At 61.7% G+C, this 20,399-nt stretch carries 22 protein-coding genes; 6 read left to right on the forward strand and 16 right to left on the reverse strand.

Annotated features, from left to right (window positions below):
* Positions 1-161: 161 nt before the first annotated feature.
* The 5 genes from PWG15_RS26255 to osmF all read right to left on the reverse strand — a co-directional run bounded on the left by PWG15_RS26255 (position 162) and on the right by osmF (position 4,917).
* A complete protein-coding gene (locus PWG15_RS26255) occupies positions 162-974 on the reverse strand; it encodes a pirin family protein (protein WP_275027073.1) in 813 nt (270 codons plus the stop codon).
* Between the two features lie 91 nt (positions 975-1,065).
* Positions 1,066-1,803 carry an ABC transporter permease gene (locus PWG15_RS26260; protein ID WP_275027074.1) on the reverse strand — a complete coding sequence of 246 codons (738 nt, stop codon included), beginning with the start codon at positions 1,801-1,803 and terminating at the stop codon, positions 1,066-1,068.
* Positions 1,803-2,741, reverse strand: a complete 939-nt coding sequence (locus PWG15_RS26265; protein ID WP_275027075.1) for an ABC transporter ATP-binding protein — start codon at positions 2,739-2,741, stop codon at positions 1,803-1,805. The genes PWG15_RS26260 and PWG15_RS26265 overlap by 1 nt, the downstream gene beginning before the upstream one ends.
* Positions 2,738-3,907: an ABC transporter permease gene (locus tag PWG15_RS26270; protein ID WP_275027076.1), complete on the reverse strand. Its 1,170-nt coding sequence runs from the start codon at positions 3,905-3,907 to the stop codon at positions 2,738-2,740. The genes PWG15_RS26265 and PWG15_RS26270 overlap by 4 nt, the downstream gene beginning before the upstream one ends.
* Before the next feature lie 98 nt (positions 3,908-4,005).
* A complete protein-coding gene (osmF, locus tag PWG15_RS26275; RefSeq protein WP_275027077.1) occupies positions 4,006-4,917 on the reverse strand; it encodes a glycine betaine ABC transporter substrate-binding protein OsmF in 912 nt (303 codons plus the stop codon).
* Between the two features lie 330 nt (positions 4,918-5,247).
* Between osmF and PWG15_RS26280 the strand changes: the two genes are divergently transcribed.
* Together PWG15_RS26280 and PWG15_RS26285 are read left to right on the forward strand one after the other, a co-directional pair.
* On the forward strand, positions 5,248-5,715 hold the full coding sequence (locus PWG15_RS26280) for a DUF4126 domain-containing protein (RefSeq protein ID WP_275027078.1): 468 nt from the start codon (positions 5,248-5,250) through the stop codon (positions 5,713-5,715).
* Entirely contained in the window at positions 5,712-7,088 is a 1,377-nt protein-coding gene (locus tag PWG15_RS26285) for an FAD-containing oxidoreductase (protein ID WP_275027079.1), read from the forward strand. Before PWG15_RS26280 ends, PWG15_RS26285 begins: the two co-directional genes overlap by 4 nt.
* 23 nt (positions 7,089-7,111) lie before the next feature.
* On the opposite strand, the gene PWG15_RS26290 is transcribed toward PWG15_RS26285, so the two are convergent.
* From PWG15_RS26290 to PWG15_RS26325, 8 genes are all read right to left on the reverse strand, one after another.
* Entirely contained in the window at positions 7,112-8,263 is a 1,152-nt protein-coding gene (locus PWG15_RS26290) for a M20 aminoacylase family protein (RefSeq protein ID WP_275027080.1), read from the reverse strand.
* Positions 8,264-8,273: 10 nt separating this feature from the next.
* A complete protein-coding gene (locus PWG15_RS26295; RefSeq protein ID WP_275027081.1) occupies positions 8,274-9,038 on the reverse strand; it encodes an ABC transporter ATP-binding protein in 765 nt (254 codons plus the stop codon).
* A gap of 15 nt (positions 9,039-9,053) precedes the next feature.
* Positions 9,054-9,755 carry an ABC transporter permease gene (locus tag PWG15_RS26300; protein ID WP_275027082.1) on the reverse strand — a complete coding sequence of 234 codons (702 nt, stop codon included), beginning with the start codon at positions 9,753-9,755 and terminating at the stop codon, positions 9,054-9,056.
* Positions 9,755-10,468 (reverse strand): ABC transporter permease, encoded by a 714-nt coding sequence (locus PWG15_RS26305; RefSeq protein WP_275027083.1) that lies wholly within the window; start codon positions 10,466-10,468, stop codon positions 9,755-9,757. The genes PWG15_RS26300 and PWG15_RS26305 overlap by 1 nt, the downstream gene beginning before the upstream one ends.
* Positions 10,469-10,627: 159 nt before the next feature.
* The gene (locus tag PWG15_RS26310; RefSeq protein ID WP_275027084.1) at positions 10,628-11,428 is read right to left on the reverse strand and encodes a transporter substrate-binding domain-containing protein; all 801 of its coding nucleotides are present in this window, start codon (positions 11,426-11,428) and stop codon (positions 10,628-10,630) included.
* Positions 11,429-11,457: 29 nt separating this feature from the next.
* Positions 11,458-12,261: a dimethylarginine dimethylaminohydrolase family protein gene (locus PWG15_RS26315; RefSeq protein WP_034799482.1), complete on the reverse strand. Its 804-nt coding sequence runs from the start codon at positions 12,259-12,261 to the stop codon at positions 11,458-11,460.
* Between the two features lie 31 nt (positions 12,262-12,292).
* Positions 12,293-13,264 (reverse strand): citrulline utilization hydrolase CtlX, encoded by a 972-nt coding sequence (gene ctlX, locus PWG15_RS26320; RefSeq protein ID WP_275027089.1) that lies wholly within the window; start codon positions 13,262-13,264, stop codon positions 12,293-12,295.
* Position 13,265: 1 nt separating this feature from the next.
* Positions 13,266-14,348, reverse strand: a complete 1,083-nt coding sequence (locus PWG15_RS26325; protein WP_275027220.1) for an ornithine cyclodeaminase — start codon at positions 14,346-14,348, stop codon at positions 13,266-13,268.
* 92 nt (positions 14,349-14,440) lie between these two features.
* On the opposite strand from PWG15_RS26325, the gene PWG15_RS26330 reads away from it, so the two are divergent.
* From PWG15_RS26330 to PWG15_RS26345, 4 genes are all read left to right on the forward strand, one after another.
* Entirely contained in the window at positions 14,441-14,866 is a 426-nt protein-coding gene (locus tag PWG15_RS26330; RefSeq protein WP_043613515.1) for an Lrp/AsnC family transcriptional regulator, read from the forward strand.
* Between the two features lie 53 nt (positions 14,867-14,919).
* The gene (locus tag PWG15_RS26335; protein WP_275027092.1) at positions 14,920-15,441 is read left to right on the forward strand and encodes a carboxymuconolactone decarboxylase family protein; all 522 of its coding nucleotides are present in this window, start codon (positions 14,920-14,922) and stop codon (positions 15,439-15,441) included.
* Positions 15,442-15,655: 214 nt separating this feature from the next.
* Positions 15,656-16,051 (forward strand): MarR family winged helix-turn-helix transcriptional regulator, encoded by a 396-nt coding sequence (locus tag PWG15_RS26340; protein WP_275027093.1) that lies wholly within the window; start codon positions 15,656-15,658, stop codon positions 16,049-16,051.
* Positions 16,052-16,164: 113 nt separating this feature from the next.
* The gene (locus PWG15_RS26345) at positions 16,165-17,460 is read left to right on the forward strand and encodes an MFS transporter (protein WP_275027094.1); all 1,296 of its coding nucleotides are present in this window, start codon (positions 16,165-16,167) and stop codon (positions 17,458-17,460) included.
* 79 nt (positions 17,461-17,539) lie between these two features.
* On the opposite strand, the gene PWG15_RS26350 is transcribed toward PWG15_RS26345, so the two are convergent.
* The 3 genes from PWG15_RS26350 to PWG15_RS26360 form a co-directional block, all read right to left on the reverse strand.
* Positions 17,540-17,968 (reverse strand): OsmC family protein, encoded by a 429-nt coding sequence (locus PWG15_RS26350; protein ID WP_275027095.1) that lies wholly within the window; start codon positions 17,966-17,968, stop codon positions 17,540-17,542.
* A 130-nt stretch (positions 17,969-18,098) separates the two neighbouring features.
* Positions 18,099-19,688 (reverse strand): ABC transporter substrate-binding protein, encoded by a 1,590-nt coding sequence (locus tag PWG15_RS26355; RefSeq protein ID WP_275027096.1) that lies wholly within the window; start codon positions 19,686-19,688, stop codon positions 18,099-18,101.
* 10 nt (positions 19,689-19,698) lie between these two features.
* Positions 19,699-20,382: a helix-turn-helix domain-containing protein gene (locus PWG15_RS26360; RefSeq protein WP_275027097.1), complete on the reverse strand. Its 684-nt coding sequence runs from the start codon at positions 20,380-20,382 to the stop codon at positions 19,699-19,701.
* Positions 20,383-20,399: the final 17 nt, after the last annotated feature.

A 20,399-nucleotide genomic window follows, 5' to 3' on the forward strand; every position in this document is an offset into this window, starting at 1 on the left:
GCATATTTTGTAAAATTGTGAAATTCATTTTCATACCACAGGCAAATGCCGAGAAAGCAGGCATTTCACGGACAACTAAAGAGGGTGAGCAATTCGCAACTCTACGGCAGGAGGAAAGCGGTCCAGACCACTGCACGTTGCGTGATTGGCTTCTGATCAGTTCAGCCCATTCCGACCAGGCGGTTTCGCCAGTGCAGCAGCCAAAGTAAAGGTCGCGCCAGATAAGGTCGCGGTATCTTGGGGTGGTCACCAACCGTCCCCTGCCGTGCGGCGCGCGCGCTCGGCTCGATCAGGAATGCAACGATCAGCAAGCTGCGCGTGGCGAAGATCTCCAGGGCGTCATCCGACAGGTATAACCCCTGATCGCCCTCGCCAAAGGCGATATCTCCGACGCTTACCGAACCCGAAAACAGATAGAAGTAGAGGTGTCGCCCCTCCGCCCGAGGAAACGTAACCTTCGTCTTAGCCGCAAGCCGAAGATCGAAAAAATCGACGCTGTTGCGCACGAAAAACGGTGCCGTGCCACCTTCCGGCCCGACCAGATGCCTCCATTGGTTGACAGGCACCACTGCAACGGGGCCATGCTGGATGGTTGGCTGGAGATCGAGGCCGTGAGGGCGCACGAGGATCTGGAGCATCCGCAACGGTGGATCACTCGGCAGGGTCTCTTCCGAATGCCAGAAGCTCTTTCCCGCATTCATGACCATAAGATGCCCGCTGTCCGTAATCAGCCTCCCGGTCGCGCGGTCATCGTGACGCATGACGCCCTCAGGCACCCATGAGAGGATCTCATCGTTCCGATGCTCATGCATGGCGATAAGCCTGCCCGGCTCGAGGATCGACTCAACAATCATCGCCAGGGGGCCGTAGCCATGATCACGGGGTCTGGGAAGTAGCCATCCGGGCATGTTGAGCCTGGCCTTGAACCCGCCCATATCCCTGACGACAGGACTCTTGGCGCCTCGGTACAGCATGCGCCATTCTAGCACGTGATACCGGTCGGTGGCGCCCCCGATGTCGAGGACGTCCGCACCTCGCCGGGGATTTGCCGCATACGCTCGAGCGCTAGCGGCCCATCCGCACGGCGAGTTTTCTTTCGGCCGCCTGCAGCCCGTCGTGCAGCAGCACCGCAAGTGTCGCGACGATCAGTCCACCCTGAACGACAAAAGCCAGATTGTTCGATTGCAGGCCGGCAATGATCACTTCACCGAGGGTTTTCGCCGCGACCGTCGATCCGATCGTGGCCGTCGCCAGGCTGATGACCACAGAAAGTCGGATGCCCGCAAGGATGACCGGCATCGCCAGCGGCAATTCCACCTTAAGCAGCCGCTGGCTGCTTGTCATGCCGGCACCGCGGGCTGCCTCCATGACCGATGGCGGCAATGTCGTCAGTCCCGTCAGCGCATTCTCGAAAATCGGCAGCAGACCATAGAGAAAAAGCGCGATCAGCGTCGGCTTTTCCCCGAAACCGAAGATGGGAACGGCGAGCGCCAGAACGGCCACCGGCGGAAAGGTTTGGCCGATATTGACCAGGCTGCGCGACAGCGGCAGGAACTCCGCACCGGATTCGCGCGTCACCAGTATCGCCAAGGCAAGCGCAACCAATGCCGCAGCAGCCACTGCGATGGCGACGGTGCGCAGATGCAGTAGCGTCAATTGCAACAGGCTGCCCTGATTGTAGATCACCGGCGCGTTCGCTTGGACCAGCGGCCGCAGCAATGGCTCGAACCATTGCGGCTGCAGCAGGAAGGCGACCAAGACCAGGAACACGCCCAAACGAAAAAGCGTCGATAGTTTCGGCATCAGACTGGCCCGGCCGCCCGCTTTGCCAGCCCCTGGAGGCTGACCTTGCCGATGATCGCCCCGGCGGGATCAGCCACCGGCAGCGCGCTCCGTCCGGACCAGAGGAGTTCGGCAAGCGCTTCTCGTTGGCTGAGCGTGCTCGATATGGCCGTGCCGTCCGCCGCCCCCGGCTCGACGGCGCTCAACACCGGCTCGATCGCGAGTAGCCGATAAGGCCGCTCGCTGAGCCCGATCAGGCTTTCGACGAAAGGCGTCGCGGGCTTTAGCAGCATTTCGGCAGGCGTCGCATATTGCACCACCTTGCCCTTGTCCATGACGGCAATGCGATCCGCGAGTTGGAAAGCTTCCTCCATGTCATGGGTAACGAGAATGACCGTCGTCTCGAAATGCTTCTGGATGGCGAGAAGATCGGCCTGCGCCTTGGCGCGGATGATTGGATCCAGCGCGCCAAAGGGTTCGTCCATCAGCAGGACTTTCGGTTCGGCGGCCAAGGCCCGCGCGACGCCGACACGTTGTTGCTGGCCACCGGAAAGCTCGTGCGGAAAACGCGGTCCGAAGGCAGCCGGATCTAGCTGGAACAATTGGAGAAGCTCGTTCACCTTGGCGTCGATGCGCGAGCGTTCCCAGCCGAGCAGCGTCGGCACGGTGGCGATGTTCTGCGCGACGGTGCGATGCGGAAACAGGCCGTGCCCTTGGATCGCGTAACCGATGCGCCGCCGCAGTTCGTAGCCTGGCAGCGAGCGGTTGTCCTCGCCATCGAGACGGATCGCGCCGGATGTCGGCTCCACCAGCCGGTTGATCATGCGCAGAAGCGTCGTCTTGCCGGATCCGGAGGTGCCGACGACGACGGTGACGGTGCGTGGTGCGATCGTAAAGCTGACGTCGTCGACGACGGCGGTCTCGCCATAGCGCTTGGTGATGTTTTCGATCTCGATCATGCGGCCTCTGCCTGCCTGGTGTTGGGTGTGGCCATCTCGATCACCGCATCGAGCACGATCGCTGCCGCAAAGGCGAGCACCACGGTCGGGACGGCACCGAGCAGCACCAGATCCATCGCGGTCTGGCCGACGCCCTGAAAAACGAAGACACCGAAGCCGCCGCCACCGATAAGGGCAGCGATGGTCGCAAGGCCGATGTTTTGGACGAGCACGATGCGGATCCCGGTGAGGATCACCGGAAAGGCCAGTGGAAATTCGATGCCGACCAGCCGCTGCCAATCGGTCATGCCGATGCCGCGGGCTGCGTCATTCGCATCTCTCGGAACACCGGCCAGACCGACGACGGTATTGGCGACAACCGGCAAGAGCGAATAGAGAAACAGGGCGACGAAAGCCGGCGCCACGCCGATGCCGCGAATTCCGATCGTGGCGGCGCCCGGCACGTTGGCTGCGATCCAACCGAGCGGCGCGATGAGAATGCCAAAGAGCGCGATCGACGGGATCGTCTGGATTGCGTTCAGGACACCCAGCAAGCCGTCACGCAACCGCGTGACGCGGTGGCAGAGGATACCGAGTGGAATACCGACAATGGTTGCGGCCACAAGCGAGCCCAGCGCCAAGGTCACATGCTTGCGCGCTTCCGCCCAGAACGTATCCACCCGGCTCGCATATTCCTTAAGGATGGAGAGACCATCCCAGCTGCCGGAAAGCAAAAGGATCCCGATAAAGGCGAGTACGGCGACAAGCACCACGATGCGCACGAAGGGCGTCGGACGCAGTCGTGTCAGTGCATCGGCGGCAAGCAACCCGAAGGCAAAAAGCATGATCCAGAAGCCGGAGGCCGGAGAAACACGGGCGTAGGTGTTGGCTTCGGGGGTCAGGTAGCTGGCAGCGACTCCGATCCCGAGCGCCAATACGGCCAGCGCCGCGAAGGCGGCAACGAGGCGCAGCATGGCTGGGGTGCGGATGGCCGCCACGACCACGCCTGCCAGGATCACCACCAGCACCGCCACGCTCCAGGGCTGCGGCAGGGACTCGATGATCGTCTTCACCTCGCCGGCGACGATGCGATTGGCACGAAACGTTGCAAAAGGCCCGATGAAGGCACCGCCAAGCGCCAATGCCGCGATGATCGCTCCGAGCTTGTCAAAGCGGAGTTCACTCAAACCACATTCCCTCCCCGCCTGTGCCGGCGCAACTTCGGCACCTGCAGGCACACCCCGGAACGCCGGCCATCGGACCAGCGTCCCGGTCATCGGTCAACCTATTTCAGAAAGCCGTTCTTCTTCAGGAAGTCTTCGGCAACTGCCTTTGCCGGCTCCCCTCCGACCTGCACACGTCCGTTCAGATCCTGGAGCGTTACCAGATCGAGCTTCTCGAACACCGGCTTCAGCAGTTCCTCGATCTGCGGGTTTTCCTTGAGCACCGCCTCGCGGATGATCGGAGCCGGCTGGTAGACCGGCTGCACCGACTTGTCGTCTTCGAGAACGACGAGACCGGAAGGCGCAATGCCCCCATCGGTTCCATAGACCATCGCTGCATTGGCGCCATTCGTCTGGTTGGCCGCCGCGGCAATCGTTGCTGCGGTATCACCACCGGAAAGCGTAATCAGTTGGTCTTGCTTGAGCGTGAAACCGTAGGTCGTCTGGAAGGCCGGAAGAGCGGCGGCCGAATTCACGAACTCGGACGATGCCGCCAGTACCACCTTACCGCCGTCGGAAACATATTTGCCGAAGTCGCTGAGCGTCTTCAGCTTGTTCTCGTCCGCCACTTCCTTGCGCAAGCCGATTGCCCAGGTGTTATTGGCCGGCGACGGCGTCAGCCAGACGATCTTGTTGGCATCGTAATCGAGCTTCTTGGCGGTCTCGTAACCCTTGGCCGCGTCCTTCCAGACCGGATCGTCCGCCTTTTCGAAGAAGAAGGCGGCGTTGCCGGTGTATTCCGGATAGATGTCGATCTCGCCGGCGGTGATCGCCTTGCGCACGACCGGCGTCGCACCGAGTTGGACGCGGTCTACCGTCTTGATGTTGTTGGCATTGAGCACGGCAAGGATGATGTTGCCGAGCACGCCGCCTTCCGTGTCGATCTTCGAGGAAACGACCACATCGGCGCTCGCCGTGGCAGCGGTCAAGGTGAAGGCAAAGGCGGTTCCGATAAGCAGTCTGGTCAGGCGCATGGGTTTCTCCCTCGAATTTCGATCCGCAAGTTTGATCACGGAATGTCCGCCGCGTCGGGGCAAGCCATTCCATATATGTCAGCCCCCGGCAAAAAATAGGGTTGCACGCAGAGACTGTAGCGGACGAAAAATTTCGTCAGCGACTAACACGATCGAAAGACTAGACTACTGCATCCGGCTGTGTGCGATTGAAGATTGCAATCGGCGGCATTGTCAGCCACCTTGAACAAGGCCCGCCAGAACATCCGCGTTCATTCTTGGTTGCGATGCCGCTCGACCCGACCACTTGGGGGCTGGTGGCGGCTCGCCCGGCGAAAGTTCGGGGAATTCATGTCGATCTATCTTCTCGCCTTGCTTATCGGCGTGGTTGCCGGCCTGCGGACGATGACCGCACCTGCAGCCGTCAGCATTGGCGCCGCGGCCGGTTGGCTACCGCTCAGCGGCACCTGGGCAGCCTTCATGGGCTTCCGGTTCACACCCTACATCGTCGGTCTGCTGGCGCTGGTGGAGTTTGTGGGCGATCAATTGCCGAGCACGCCAAGTCGCAAGGTCCCGCAGCAGTTCGGGGCCCGCATCGTCAGCGGCGCCTTCTGCGGTGCTGTGCTCGGGACCGTTGGAGGTGCTATGTTGGGCGGATTGGCCGCCGGCGTCATCGGTGCAGTCATCGGAACGCTCGGCGGCTATGAAGCTCGCAAGCGCCTCGTTGCGACCATCGGCGGCAAGGATCTGCCGATCGCCCTTCTTGAGGACGTTGTCGCCGTTCTCCTCGCACTCTGGGTGGTGTCCTCGGTGTCATGACAAAACATTTCGACGCAATCATCATCGGAGCCGGCCAGGCCGGCCCATCGCTCGCCGGCCGCCTGACGGCTGCAGGAAAGACTGTCGCATTTGTCGAGCGCAAGCACTTCGGCGGCACCTGCGTCAACACCGGCTGCATGCCGACGAAGGCGATGGTCGCAAGCGCCTACGCCGCACATCTGGCGCGGCGTGGCGCTGACTTTGGGGTGACGACCGGACCCATTTCCATCGATTTCGCTCGCGTAATGGCACGCAAGGATACGGTTCGATACACCTCCCGCAAAAACGTCGAGAGCTGGCTGAGGGGCATGGAAAACACCGTGGTCTTCGACGGCCATGCGCGCTTCGAGGGCCCGCACGCGATCCGCGTCGGCGACGAACTGCTTTCGGCCGACCAGATCTTCCTGAATGTCGGCGGGCGTGCGGCGACACCAGACTTCCCCGGGGTCGAAGACGTGCCCTATCTCACCAATGTCTCGATCATGGATCTCGATACCCTACCCCGGCACCTGGTCGTGGTCGGGGGCAGCTATATCGGCCTCGAATTCGCGCAGATGTTCCGCCGCTTCGGCTCCGAGGTGACGGTGATCGAAAAAGGCCCTCGCATCATCGGCCGCGAGGACGCCGACGTTTCCGACGCCATCCTCGCGATTCTGGAAAAGGAAGGCATTAAGTTCCGGCTCAATGCCGAGTGCATCCGCTTCGCCAAGCGTGGCGACGATGTCGTCGCCGGCGTCGACTGCACCGCAGGCGCACCCGAGATCAACGGCTCCCACCTGTTGCTTGCGACCGGCCGCCGGCCGAACACCGATGACCTCGATATCGAGCGTGCCGGCGTGAAGACCGACACCCGCGGCTATGTCGAGGTCGACGAGACACTCAGGACCAACGTGCCGCACATCTTCGCCATGGGCGATTGTAACGGCCGCGGCGCCTTCACCCATACCGCCTATAATGACTTCGAGATCATCGCGGCGAACCTGCTCGACGGTGAAAACAGAAAGGTGAGCGATCGTATTTCGACTTACGGTCTCTTCATCGACCCACCGCTCGGCCGCGCCGGCATGACCGAAACCGAAGCACGCAAGTCAGGGCGCAAGCTGCTGATTGGCACAAGGCCAATGACCCGCGTCGGCCGCGCCGTCGAAAAGGGCGAGACCGAAGGTTTCATGAAGGTGATCGTCGACGCCGACAGCAAGGAAATTCTCGGCGCCTCGATCCTCGGAACCGGCGGCGACGAGGCGGTGCAGGGCATCCTCGACGTGATGTATGCAGGCAAGCCCTACACGACGATCACCCACGCGGTGCACATCCATCCGACGGTGTCGGAGCTGATACCGACCGTCTTCGGCGATCTGCATCCGGCCACCTGAGCAGCCGGGTTGTTCGGCTTCGTTCAGACCAGCGCAGCACGCGCGAGGTGGTAGAAGTACGTTGCGCCGCGCTCGAGGATATTGTCGTTGAAGTCGTAACGGGTGGTATGCAGCCCGCTGCTGTCTCCATTGCCAATCAGCACATAGGCGCCCGGCACTTTTTCGAGCAGGAAGGAAAAGTCCTCGCTGCCCATCAGCGGCTCCGGCAATTCCAGATAGGCGTCTGCGCCGAAGGTCTCGGCAATCACCGCGCGGGCGTCTTCGACCGCCTCGGCATCGTTGATCGTTGCGGGATAACCGACCTGCCAGTCGAAGGAGGCTTCGGCGTTGTAGCTTTCGGCCTGCAGGCGGGCGATCTGTTCGACACGCTCCTGCAATTGCTTGCGGACAGTCGGATCCATCGCGCGCATGCTGATCTCCAGCACCGCCGTATCCGGGATGATGTTCGACGCGGAGCCTGCCTGGAACGAACCGACCGTCAGCACCGAGGGCTGGTGTGGCGACACATTGCGCGACACCAGTGTCTGCAGCGCCATCACCACGCTGGAGCCGACGACGACGGGATCAACCGTCAGTTCCGGCTGGGCGCCGTGCCCGCCCTTGCCCTTGATCGTCAAGGTCAGCACATCGATCGACGCAGCCATCGCGCCGGCGCGGCTGGAAAACTGGCCTACCGGCAGACCTGGCCAGTTGTGCAGGGCATAGACGCGTTCGCAAGGGAAACGCTCGAACAGACCATCTTCGATCATCAGTTTGCCGCCGCCGAAATTCTCTTCGGCCGGCTGGAAGATCAGGTGGACCGTGCCGTTGAAGCTCTCGTCCTTCGACAGCGCCCAGGCAGCCCCGAGCAGCATGCTGGTGTGGCCATCGTGGCCGCAGGCATGCATCGCGCCTGGATGCTTGCTCTGATAGGCAAGCCCGGTTTCTTCCTGCATCGGCAGCGCGTCCATGTCGGCTCGGAAACCGATGGCGCGATTGCTATTGCCGCGCTTCAGCGTCGCAACAATGCCGGTCGTTGCCAGGCCACGGGTGACCTCGAAGCCCCAGGACTGCAGCAACCCGGCGACAAACTCGGAGGTCTTCACCTCGGAGAGGCCGATCTCAGGCATCTCGTGCAGCTTGTGACGGATCTCGACGAGTTCGGGCAGGAACTCAGAAAAACTAGCGTCGCGCATCGGGGCCTCCTCAAGCCATCTGCAGGAACTGGCGCAGGCGTGCCGATTGCGGGTCGCGCATCATCTGCGACGGCGCGCCGCGCTCTCCGACAAGGCCTTTGTGCAAGAAAATCACTTCGCTGGAGATATCACGGGCGAGCGACATTTCGTGGGTGACCATCACCATGGTGCGCCCTTCCTCAGCAAGCTTCTTGATGACGAGCAGCACCTCGTTGACCAGTTCCGGGTCGAGTGCCGAGGTCGGCTCATCGAAGAGCATGACCTCCGGCTTCATCGCCAGCGCCCGGGCGATCGCTGCGCGCTGCTGCTGACCGCCCGAGAGTTGGTTGGGATAGTGGTCGCGCTTTGGCGTGATGCCGACCTTTTCCATCAGCAGTTCGGCCTCGCCGATCGCGTCCTTGCGGGCCATGCCAAGCACATGGATGGGCCCTTCGATGATGTTTTCAAGGATGGTCTTGTGAGACCAGAGATTGAAGCTCTGGAACACCATGCCGAGACGGGTGCGGATGTGTTCAAGCTGCCGCTTGTCAGCGGCGACGAGCTTGCCGTCCTTGCCCTTGACGGTGCGAATGACCTCGCCCGAGACCGAGATCTCCCCCTGGTCGGGCGTCTCCAGATAGTTGATGCAGCGCAGAAGCGTGCTCTTGCCCGAGCCGCTGCTGCCGATCAGCGAGATGACGTCGCCGGACTTCGCCTCGAAGGAGACGCCTTTCAGCACCTCGACGGATCCGAAGCTCTTGTGAATGTTGTTCACGGAAAGCGCTGTTGCAGCCATGTCCGTTCCTCCTCGTTATGCCTTCGCCGTGCGGTAGCGGGTAAGCCGCTTCTCAACGACGCCCATGACGCGCGTCAGGATGAAGACGACGGTGAAATAGATGATGCCCGCGGCAATCAGCGGTTCGAAGATCAGGAGCGACTGGCGCTGCAGCATGCGCGCGGTGCCCATGACCTCAAGGATCGTGATCGTCGAGGCGAGCGACGTCGTCTTCAACAGGATGATCAGGTCACCCGTCAGCACCGGCAGGCACGAGCGAAAGGCCTGCGGCAAGGTGATGCGGCGAAGGATCATCGACGAGCGCATGCCGATCGATTTTGCCGCCTCGATCTGGCCGCGCGGGATCGCCTTGATCGCGCCGCGGATAACTTCTGCGTTATAAGACGCCTGGTTGAGGCTCAGCGCAAAGATCGCATACCACAGGCCATCGCGCAGATAGGGCCAAAGGAAGCTGTGGCGCACCCAGGTGCCGGGCAGAATTTGCCCAAGACCGTAGTAGATCAGATAGATCTGCACCAGGAGCGGCGTACCGCGGAAGGCGAAGGTGAAGACGTAGGCGGGCACAGAAAGGATGCGGCGGCCAGAAAGCCGGGCGAGCGCCACGAGCGTGCCGATGACGAGGCCGAAGACGCCGGCAACGGCGGTTAGAAGCAGCGTGAGCGGGGTTGCCTTGATCAGGGCCGGCAGGAAGCCGATGACGTTGGAGATCGTTTCCATCAGTGGTGCCCCCGGTTGAGGCGGCGCTCGATCTGGGCGATCACCAGGACGGACACGAGCGTGATTGCCAGGAACAGAATGGCCGTCAGCCCATAGAAGAAGATGTATTGCTTGGTGCCCGCGGCTGCGCGATAGCCCGTGTAGAGCAACTCGCTGAAGGAGCCGAGTACGCTGATGATGGCGCTTTCCTTGGTGATCGACAGCCAGAGATTGCCCATGCCCGGCACGGCGTGGCGCATCATTTGCGGGAAAACGATGCGGGTGAAGACCTTGCGTTGCGGCATGCCGATCGAAACCGCCGCCTCGATCTGGCCCGGCGGCACGGAGAGGAAGGCGGAGCGCAGCACCTCGGTCATGAAGGCGCCGGAGACGAAGGCGAGCGCGATGATGGCCGCCCAGAAGGAACTGAACTGGAAGGTCTCGGCCACGAGACCGAAGTGCTTGAGCAGCCGTTCGGCACCGCTCGCAACGGAGAAATAGAGGAGCAGGATGACCAGAAGTTCGGGCAGCGACCGGACGACGGTTGTATAGATCTCGGCGAGGTAACGCGGAACGCGGTGCTTCGACAGTTTGCCAGCGGCCCCGAGGAAGCCGAAAAGAACCGCGACCGCGTAGGCGACCACGGAGACCTGCAGGGTCATCAGCAGGCCCCAGGCGAAATCATCGCCCCAGCCCTCGCCGCCCCAGGCAAGCAATTGCCAGTAATAGTCCATCCGTCGTTACCTGTTCCCGATTGTCTCGTCAGCCCCTACGCCGCCCTCTATGGGCCCGGTCGCTGTAGCGGTTGCTGCGATGATGCCCCGGCGCTGTGGCCGGTTTGGCGAACGAGGGCGGCGGCGGGCCGAAGCCGGACGCCGCCCTCGAAAAACGACTTACTTCTTGCCAAAGATCCACTTGTCGACGAGCTTCTGCGTCGTGCCGTCCTTTTCGAGAGCAGCAAGGCCGGCATTGACCTTCTCAAGGGTCGCAGCGTCACCCTTGCGCACGGCATAGGCAACGCCCTCGCCGAGCGTGACGTTCTTCGGAACCTCGACCTTGACCTCGTAGTCGGCGCCCTCAGGCGACTTCAGGAACGTCTGGATGTAGAGGTCGGGGATCAGCACGTAGTCGACGCGGCCGGCGATGAGATCGGCGACCGAGTTGTCGGCAGTGTCGTAGCTCTTGGCTTCTGCGCCGGTCAGGTACTTGGCGACATAGGCTGCCTGTACGCTTGAGGTCTGCACGCCGATGATCTTGCCCTCGACGCTTGCCGGATCGATGATCTTGCCCGAACCGTCAGCCGCATCGACCGTCTTGATTTCGCTCGTATCACCCTTGGAGCCGACGAAGGACGTGCCTTCGGTGTAGTAAGGCGACGAGAAATCGACGACCTGACGGCGCTCATCGGTGATCGAGAAGGCGCCGATGATGAAGTCGACCTTGTTTTCCTTCAGCGACGGGATCAGACCGTCCCAGGCCATCTGGTTGATGTCGCACTTGACGGCCATCTTCTCGCAAAGCGCGCGGGAGAGATCGGCTTCAAGGCCTTCCCATTCGCCGCCGGCATTCACCTGGGTGAAGGGCATGTAGGGCTCCGGCGTCATGCCGAGCCGCAGCGTGTCCTCGGCAAATGCGCTGCTTGCAGCCATGGAAAGGGCGATCCCTGCGAACAGGGCGGTCTTCAACGTCTTCATTTTGTTTCCTCCTCAGGGATTGCGGCGGATCAGAGCGTGTTGCTGAACCAGCGCAGCGACATGCAGGAAAGACCTGCATCGATCTTGCCGATCTCCGTCGTCTTCATCGGCACGACCTTGTAGCCGAGCTTGTCGAGCATCTCGATCGTGCGCGGGAAGTCGGAGCCGACCATGACGACGTCGTTGACGCGCAAAGCATTGGCTGCCGGCTCTTCACCTTCAGGGATGATCACCTGCTTGAAGCGCTCGAAGGCGCCGGACTTGGCAAGACGTGCGGTCGAAAGCACGGTCTCGTCGTCGAGCAGCGAGCAGTCGGTTTTGAAGTGCAGCACGCCTTCCGGCGTCGCGACGATCTCGCTCTTGCGACCGAGCTTGGTAAGGCAGGCCTGCAGTGCTTCGGCGCCAACCTTGTTGGTGCGGGCTGACAGGCCGATCATTACGCTTTCGCGGGTCGTCAGCACGTCACCGCCATCGGCAAAGCCGGTGCCGGGCAGATCAAGCACGGTCTCGAACATGGCGCGCAGCGTCGGCTCGATCTCGGGCGTTTCCTTGACGCGGGTCTCAGCACCCGGACGCAGCAGGATCGCGCCTTCGGTAAAGACGAGCGCCGGATCCTCGACGAAGATCGAGTCCGGGAAGGCTTCGAGCGCGGGAAGGACCGTCACCTTCACGCCCGCATCCTTCATCGCCGCGATATAGGCGTCGTGTTCAGCCTTCACACCTTCAAAGGTCGGATTGCCACGGTCGTCGGCGCGCAGGCCGTTTACGACCGACTTCGACGGCGTGCGGACGATGATGTTGTTGAACTGGTAGACGGGGCGAGATTGCGACATTTGTAGTACCTTTGGCTTGGATGAGGTGCTTCTATCGATCGGACGTGGCGGCGTAAAGCTTTTGCGTACCGGCTGGTTCTCTTCTCGACAAATGAACGCCGGCCAGCATGCAGCGAACGGATCCGCCGGCAAGTTCGATGGTCGGAACGTCGAAGGCGAGAACGCGGGCGGAGACTTCGAGCGCCTTCACCTGGTCGGGGCGCAGCGATGCGAGCGCACGGGCCGACATGACCACCACGCGGCCGTCGGCGCCGTCAAGTTCGATGGCGTTGCCGGCGAAATTCTCGATCTGGTCGAGCGTGAGATCAATCACCTGTCGACCGGTTTCTTCGAGTCGGGCGCAGATTTCCTGGCGGCGGGGCATGTCCGGGATCATGCTCGTGCCAATCAGTGCAAACTCGGTACCGATGCACATCAGCACGTTGGTGTGGTAGATCGAGTTGCCCTGGCGATCGACGGCGCCGAAGATCATCGGCTCGAAGTTGAAGTGGGTGCAGAAACGCTCGAGCGCCACCTCGTTGGTGCGGTTCGAGCGGGCCGCATAGGCGACGCGACCGATATGGTCGAGCACCATGGCGCCGGTGCCTTCGAGATAGACGCCGTCCTTTTCGAGACCGGAATAGTCGATCACGTCCTGGACGCGATACTCGTTCTTCAGCATCTCGATGATGTCGGCGCGGCGCTCGCTCTGGCGGCTTTCCGAATACATCGGATAGATCGCCACATGGCCGCCGGAATGGGTCGAAAACCAGTTGTTCGGAAAGACCGAGTCGGGCCGCGTCGTCGTTTCGTCCTCGAAAAGATGAACGGCGACGCCGGCTCCGGCCAAACCGTCGGCCATGCGGCTGACTTCATCATAGGCAGCCTTGGCGATCGCCGTCGGCTGGCGTGCCTCATCGGTCGCCTGGAAGGCGTTGTCCTTGGCCGTCATCGGGTTCGGGCCGAAGTGGTGCGGGCGGATCATCACGACGCCCTTCGGCGCCTGTACGGACAGTCTCTTCATGTTATGCAGCGCTCCGCTCGGCAGGGACCGCTGGCGGCTGCCGGAAGAGGCCATAGAGATCACGCGGATGCTCCGGCTGCGTCGTCAGGTCGAGCTCGGTGTAGAAAGACGTGCCCTGGATTTTGTCGCGCAGGAAGCGCAGTGCCGAAAAATCTTCGGTCGCGAAACCGACGGAATCGAAGATGGTGATCTGGGCCGAGCTGCGGCGGCCTTCGGCCTCGCCCGCAATGACCTGCCAGAGTTCGGTGACCGGGAAATCCGGCGCCATCTGCTGGATCTCGCCCTCGATGCGGGTCTGCTCCGGATATTCGACGAAGACGTCGGCGCGGCGCAGGATGTCGCCCTGCAGTTCCGTCTTGCCGGGGCAGTCGCCGCCGACCGCGTTGATGTGAACGCCCGCACCGACCATGTTGTCGGAGAGGATCGTGGCATTGCGCTTGTCGGCCGTGACGGTCGTGATGATGTCAGCCCCTGATACGGCCTCCTCGGCGGTCCTGGCGACCACGATGTCGAAGTCCATGTCGGCGAGGTTCTTGCAGAACTTGTCGGCCGCTTCCGCGTCGATGTCGAAGACCTGAAGCCGCTTGACGCCGAGAAGGGCGCGGAAGGCGAGCGCCTGGAACTCGGACTGGGCGCCGAGACCGATGATCGCCATCGAGCGGGCATCGGGACGAGCGAGGTATCTTGCGGCAAGCGCCGAGGTGGCGGCGGTCCTCAGACCTGTCATGATCGTCATTTCGGAAACGAGACAGGGATAACCTGTGCTGACGTCCGAGAGAACGCCAAAGGCAGTCACCGTCTGCAGACCGACATTCGGGTTCTTCGGGTGACCGTTGACGTATTTGAAGCCGTAATGCTCACCGTCCGATGTCGGCATCAGCTCGATGACGCCTGTCTTCGAATGGCTTGCAAGCCTCGGGGTTTTCTCGAATGCATTCCACCGGCGGAAATCATCCTCGATGTATTCCGCAAGACCCACAAGGAACGTCTCAATGCCGATCGATTTGACCAGCTCGATTACGTTGCCGACACCGACATACTGAACCACGTTAAAAACTCCATCGGAGAAATTCGATGAAGTCAGCGTAGGCAGGCAAGAAGTGAGTTGAAATTTTAAACTTGCGCAAAATTGAGGGAGATATTGAGCAATTTGCGCAATCGTAATATGCAGTTCTCATGCATATCTTCGATGACCTCGATCACCAGCTCATCTCGCTATTGCGAGAAGACGGCCGCGCGCCCTACTCCAAGATCGCGGCCGTGCTCGGCATCTCCAGGGCAACCGTGCAGACGCGGATCGATCGCTTGCTTGAGAGCGGGGCGGTGCTCGGTTTCACCTTGCGCGTGCGGCAAGATTATGACGATCGCGCCATCCGTGCGATCATGATGATCGAAGTCAGCGGCCGCAACACCACCAAGGTGATCAAGTACCTGCGCGGCCTACCCGAACTTTACGCGCTGCATACCACCAATGGCGGCTGGGATCTGGTCGCCGAAATCCGCGCCAACAGCCTCAGCGATTTCGACCGCATCCTGCGCGAGGTGCGCGACGTTGACGGCGTATCGAACAGCGAAACGAGCATTCTGCTCAGCACCGTTTAATCTCTCAGCACCACAAGCGCACCGCGCGTGCGCCAGTCCAGACAGGCAAAACCGTGAGCCATATCCCGCAAATCGACTACGACACCGCTTCCGACGAAATCCGCGCCGCCCACGATGAAGAAGTGCGCGTGCGAGGACGCATGACCAACATGAAGCGCACGCTTTTGCATTCGCCTGTGGCGCATCGCATCTATGCGGAATGGTTCACGCTGCGTGAAGAGCTGCGGCCCGCGCTCGATGACCGCGCGATCTGGTTCCTCTCGCATGCGATTTCCGAGGCCATGCGCTCGCCGATCGCCATGGGCTTTTTCCGCCGCGCCTTCGCAAACGCCGGAATCGACTTCCACACCGTCGCGCCCACCGCTGACGAACAGCGGCTGATCGCCTTCGGTCGCGCGATCGTAGCCGACAGCAACGCCGTCCCGGAGGAGATCTGGAAGGGTCTCAAGGTGCGTTACGACGCCAAGGCGCTGGTCGACCTCGTCGCCTTCTCGGGCATCATGGTGGCCACTGCCCTCTTCAACAACGTGGTCGAGGTCGAGTTCGACAAGGAACTGGAACCGTTCGTCGACTGAGATGCCGGTCGCGACTTCCGAAAACGAGAAGACCACGACCTCTGCCTCGCAAACGGCTTCGAATAGCCGGACAGACCCATTTCCGGATCGGTGAGCAGGCCTACCCGAACCAGTTCTTTCAATATCGCCTGGAAGGCTAGCGCCGAGAATCTCCGGAACGGCGTCTCCATGTTGGAGACTTGACGCTTCGGGTTTGCGTGTATATACACGCATTATGTCTCGTTGCTACTGCGCCCTCTTACGCAAAGCCACCCGGAGGGTGACGTCACTCTATGACGACGCACTCGAACCGATCGGTATCAACCTCGCCCAGTTCAGTATGCTCAGGCACATTGAACGCGGCGAACCTATTTCGATGACGGAACTTGGCCGAACGATCGAGCTTGAGCGCTCGACGGTGAGCCGCAATGTCAAGGTGCTTGAGGGCATGGGGCTGGTGACGACCGGAAGCGGAAAGGACCAGAGAGAAGCCGTTGTCGAATTGACGGAAAACGGTCGCCAGATACTCACGGACGGCGCGCCGCTCTGGGAAGGCGCTCAGGACAAGATCGAAGCACGGCTGGGGACAGATGCAGCCGCCGCGTTGAAGGAGATGCTTCTGGCGCTCTAGACGAGCATCGCCCGGCGGCACCTGCGAGAATGCAATTCAATCTGCGATCTGCGCTGAAAAAGCCCGCGCAGCGCTTTCGCACACCTTGAAATACGGAAAAGAGGAAATCGACGATGCTCGGTCCAGCGCTTGCGCGTTATCTTGCCAGACGCAACATCCACTACGGCTGGGCCATGGCCGCCGTCACATTCCTGGTCATGCTGTCGACCGCCGGCGCCATGGGCTCTGCCGGCGTGCTGATCAAGCCGCTTGAAACCGAGTTTGGCTGGTCCAATGCTGAGATCTCGATGGCGCTGGCAATCCGGCTTTGCCTCTTCGGCCTGCTTGGCCCCTTCGCCGCTTCGTTCATGAACCATTTCGGCGTGCGGCAGGTCGTTTCCGCGGCCCTGATGCTGATCATTTCCGGCATCGCCGCTTCATTCTACATGACGGAACTCTGGCACCTGGTTGCGATCTGGGGGGTGGTGCTCGGCGTCGGTACCGGAATGACCGCGCTGGTGCTCGGCGCAACGGTGGCGACACGCTGGTTCGACAAGCGACGCGGGCTCGTCGTCGGGCTGATGACCGCCAGCAATGCTACAGGGCAGCTGGTGTTCCTGCCGCTGCTTGCGTCGCTCACGGAAACGATCGGCTGGCGCTCTGCCCTGACGCTGATCATCGTCATCCTGATGGCAGCCTTCATCTTGGTCCTGTTGCTGATGCAAGATCGCCCTGGTGATCTCGGCCTCGCGCCCTTCGGTGCCGACAAGATCGTCCCTGCCCCTCCCAAGGCAAAGAGCTTCGGAGCCCTTCTCCTGGCACCGATCAGGGCGCTTTCCGATGCCGCGAAGACCAACACCTTCTGGGTGCTGTTCACAACCTTTTTCGTCTGCGGCTTCAGCACCAACGGCCTGATCCAGACCCATTGGGTTTCGATTTGCAGTGATGTGGGTATAGCCGCCGTTGCCGCGGCCAGCCTGCTGGCGCTGATCGGCGTGTTCGACCTCATCGGGACCGTCGGCTCCGGCTGGCTCTCCGATCGCTACGACAACCGCTGGCTGCTCTTCTGGTTCTACTGTCTGCGTGGTCTCTCGTTGATGTTCCTGCCGTTCAGCGGCTTCAACATCTACACGCTGTCGATCTTCGCGATCTTCTATGGCCTGGATTGGGTCGCCACCGTGCCGCCGACCGTGAAGCTCTCCGCCGAACGTTTCGGCCCGGAACGTGCCGGCCTCGTCTTCGGCTGGGTTTTCACCGGCCATCAGCTCGGCGCCGCCAGTGCGACCTTCCTCGCTGGCGCTAGCCGGACGTCGCTCGAAACCTATACTCCGGCATTGCTTGCTGCGGGGATGCTCTGCGTCGTTGCCGCCCTGCTCGTGCTCACGATCGGCCGGCGCCAGCCGGAGGCGCTGGTACCACAGCCGGCCTGAGTTCGTCTCCAAAGCGCGCAAAAGGGCGGGCTGCCGATGGCAACCCGCCTTTTTTTTCAAGCCTCGCGGTCGATGACGGTCAGTGACTGAACTCTGTCACGAATTCCGGATTGCCGCGGATCGTGTTGCTGACGGTGCAGATTTCGTTTTCGGCCGCTTCCGCGATCGCATGGCGGACCGCATCGTCGAAATCGCCCTTGATGTCGAAGACGATGTTGAACCTGGCGACACGCGAGGGCTCGTCATGTGCCTTTTCGCCGGTCACCTTCGCACTCACTTCCGTGAGCCTGTCGAGAACGCCGTAGCGGCTGGCCGCGATCCGGGCGCTCAGCACCAGGCAGCTCGCGAGCGACGCGTAGAGCAGGTCGAGCGGGCCGTAGCCAGGCTGCGACGGGCCGGTAACGATATCGAGTTCGCCACCCGTCACCGACGTCACATGCGGAAATCCGGTCTTGCCGACGACGGCCGTCGCACCGGTTTCCCGCGTTCTCACCTTCACATCCGCCATTTCACAAACCTTCCCAGGATTTTCGAAACCGACAAAATCGCTGTCGGTAGAAACATGTCGCCCCGGGCCGTTTCCGGCCCAGGGCGTTGATATGTGCGCCTTTGAAGGGCGGTGCAAGAGCGATGCTTAATCAGTTCTTCTTGACGAGACGGTAGAAGACGAAGTCCGAGGTGGCACCGTTGACGTAGCCTTCGACCTTGTCCTTCATCGCGACCTGGGTCGCGGCCTGGAACATGATCACGATCGGCGACTTTTCCTGCACCTTGCGCTGCAGATCGACATAGAGCGCGTCGCGCTTGGCCGGATCGGCTTCCTTGAGCGCTGCCTTGGTCGCCTCGTTGAGTTCGGCCGGAACCGCCCAGCCGTTCCGCCAGGTCGTCGTCGACTGATACTTGTCGTCGGCGTTGTCCTCGTTATAGGCAAACGCCTTGGCGTTCGAATGCGGGTCCATGAAGTCGGGGCCCCAATAGAGCAGCATGGCTTCGTGGGTGCGGGCGCGGTACTTGGTGATGACCTGGCTGCCGGTGCCCGGGATGATCTCGAAGTTGATGCCGGCTTCGGCGAAGGATGCCTGCAGCGACTGCGCCATGTCGGTGAACGGCGTCGAGTTGATGACGTCGAGCGTCACCTTGATCGGCGTCTTGATGCCGGCGTCGGCGAGGATCTTCTTCGCCTTTTCGACGTCGTAGCTGTAAGGCGTTTCGTCGAGCGAGCCCGGGAAGCCCTTCGGCCAGAAGGCCTGGTGGACATCCATCTGCCCCTTGAGGAAGCTGTCGGTCATGCCCTTGTAGTCGACGAGATAGCGGGCGGCTTCCCAGACGGCCGGCGGCTGCAGGGCTGCGTCCTTCTGGTTGAACGAAAGGAAGTGCACGGCTGCCTGCGGATAGGATTCGACCTTGACGCCGTCCTTGCCTTCGAGGCCCGACACCTGGTCAGGCGTCAGGTTCTTGGCCATGTCGACGTCGCCCGTCTGCAGCATCAGTTGCTGAGTCGCAGCTTCGGCCACGTGTCGGATGATGACGCCCTTGATCGCCGGAGCGCCGCCGAAGTAGTTCGGGTTGCTTGCAAGGTTCAGCAGTTCGCCGGCACGGAAGGCCTTGAGAACGAAGGGACCGGTGCCGGCCGAATTGGCCTTCAGCCAGGCATTGCCGAAGTCGCCATCGGCTTCGTTGGCCTTGACGGTTTCGGCATCGACAACCGAGGCCGGACGGGCGGCAAGAACGTTGAGAACGAAGGCCGACGAGAAGTCACCTTCATACTTGATCGTGACCTTGTTGCCGTCGGCGGTCACCATCTTGTCGATGTTTTCAGGCGTCCAGCCGAGCTGCGTCAGGATGAAGGCAGGCGCCTTGTTGAGAACGACGACGCGCTTGAAGGAGTAGACGACGTCTTCGCCGCGCAGCGGGTTGCCTGACGTGAAGGTGACGCCGTCACGCAGCGTGAAGGTGATCGTCTTGGCGGCATCGTCTACCGTCCATTCGGAGGCGAGGCCCGGCGCCAGCTTCTTCACGTCGGGCGCATCGTACTGCACCAGGCGGTCATAGGTCTGGGTGACGTATTCACCGGAAGAGAACTCGTAGGCTTCCGCCGGATCGATGCTGACGATGTCGTCGATGTTCTGGGCAACGACCAGCACTTCGGCCGGGGTCTCCGCCAAAGCCGCCGGCGCCACGCTCAGCATAAGGGACGCCGCGAAGACCGCGGCCTTGAACATTCTCATCATCATTCTCCTATTTTCGATGAGGCTTGGTTTTTGTCGGTGCCGGCTTCAGCGCCGATTGCGGCGTGCCGGTCTCGTTGGATTGGGATGCACGCGACCGGAAGAGCGGCAAGGTGCCGGTCCAGATCAGCCGCACGGGCTTGTCGGTCTTGTTCCACCAGTAGTGTGGCTGGATGCCGCGAAAGTGCAGGCCGTCGCCTGGGGAAAGCATGGTGTCGTCACCGTCGAGCCCGAACAGGATTTCTCCCTCGAGCATGTAGACGAGCTCTTCGCCCTCGTGGCTGAAGACTTCGGAACGATGTCCGGGCGGAATGGTGATGACGAAGCTCGAGAGCTGGTTACCGGCGAAATCCGCGCCGATCCGCTCATAGGAAACCGGCGAGCCGCCGACGGAGAACACCATGCGCCCTTCGGCGCGTGAAAGCCCGGTATCGATCGCCGGCGCGAGGATGAAATGGTTGAGTTCTGCGCCCAGCCCTTGGGCGATCTGCGCCAGCGTGCCTAGCGAAGGCATGGCGAGATCGCGTTCGATCTGGCTGAGATAGCCTACCGAAACGCCCGCCGCATCGCTGAGCGCCTGCAGCGTCATATGCATCTGCCGCCGCCGCGCGCGCACCAGCGCACCTACCTTCGGCTGCCCTGCTCCTATGGCTTTGCCTGGCGCTGAGCCCGCATCCTCCGACGAGTCGCTCACCATTTCCTCCCCAGTAA

Origin of the sequence: Ensifer adhaerens (genome assembly GCF_028993555.1) — a bacterium.
GTDB lineage: Bacteria > Pseudomonadota > Alphaproteobacteria > Rhizobiales > Rhizobiaceae > Ensifer > Ensifer adhaerens_I.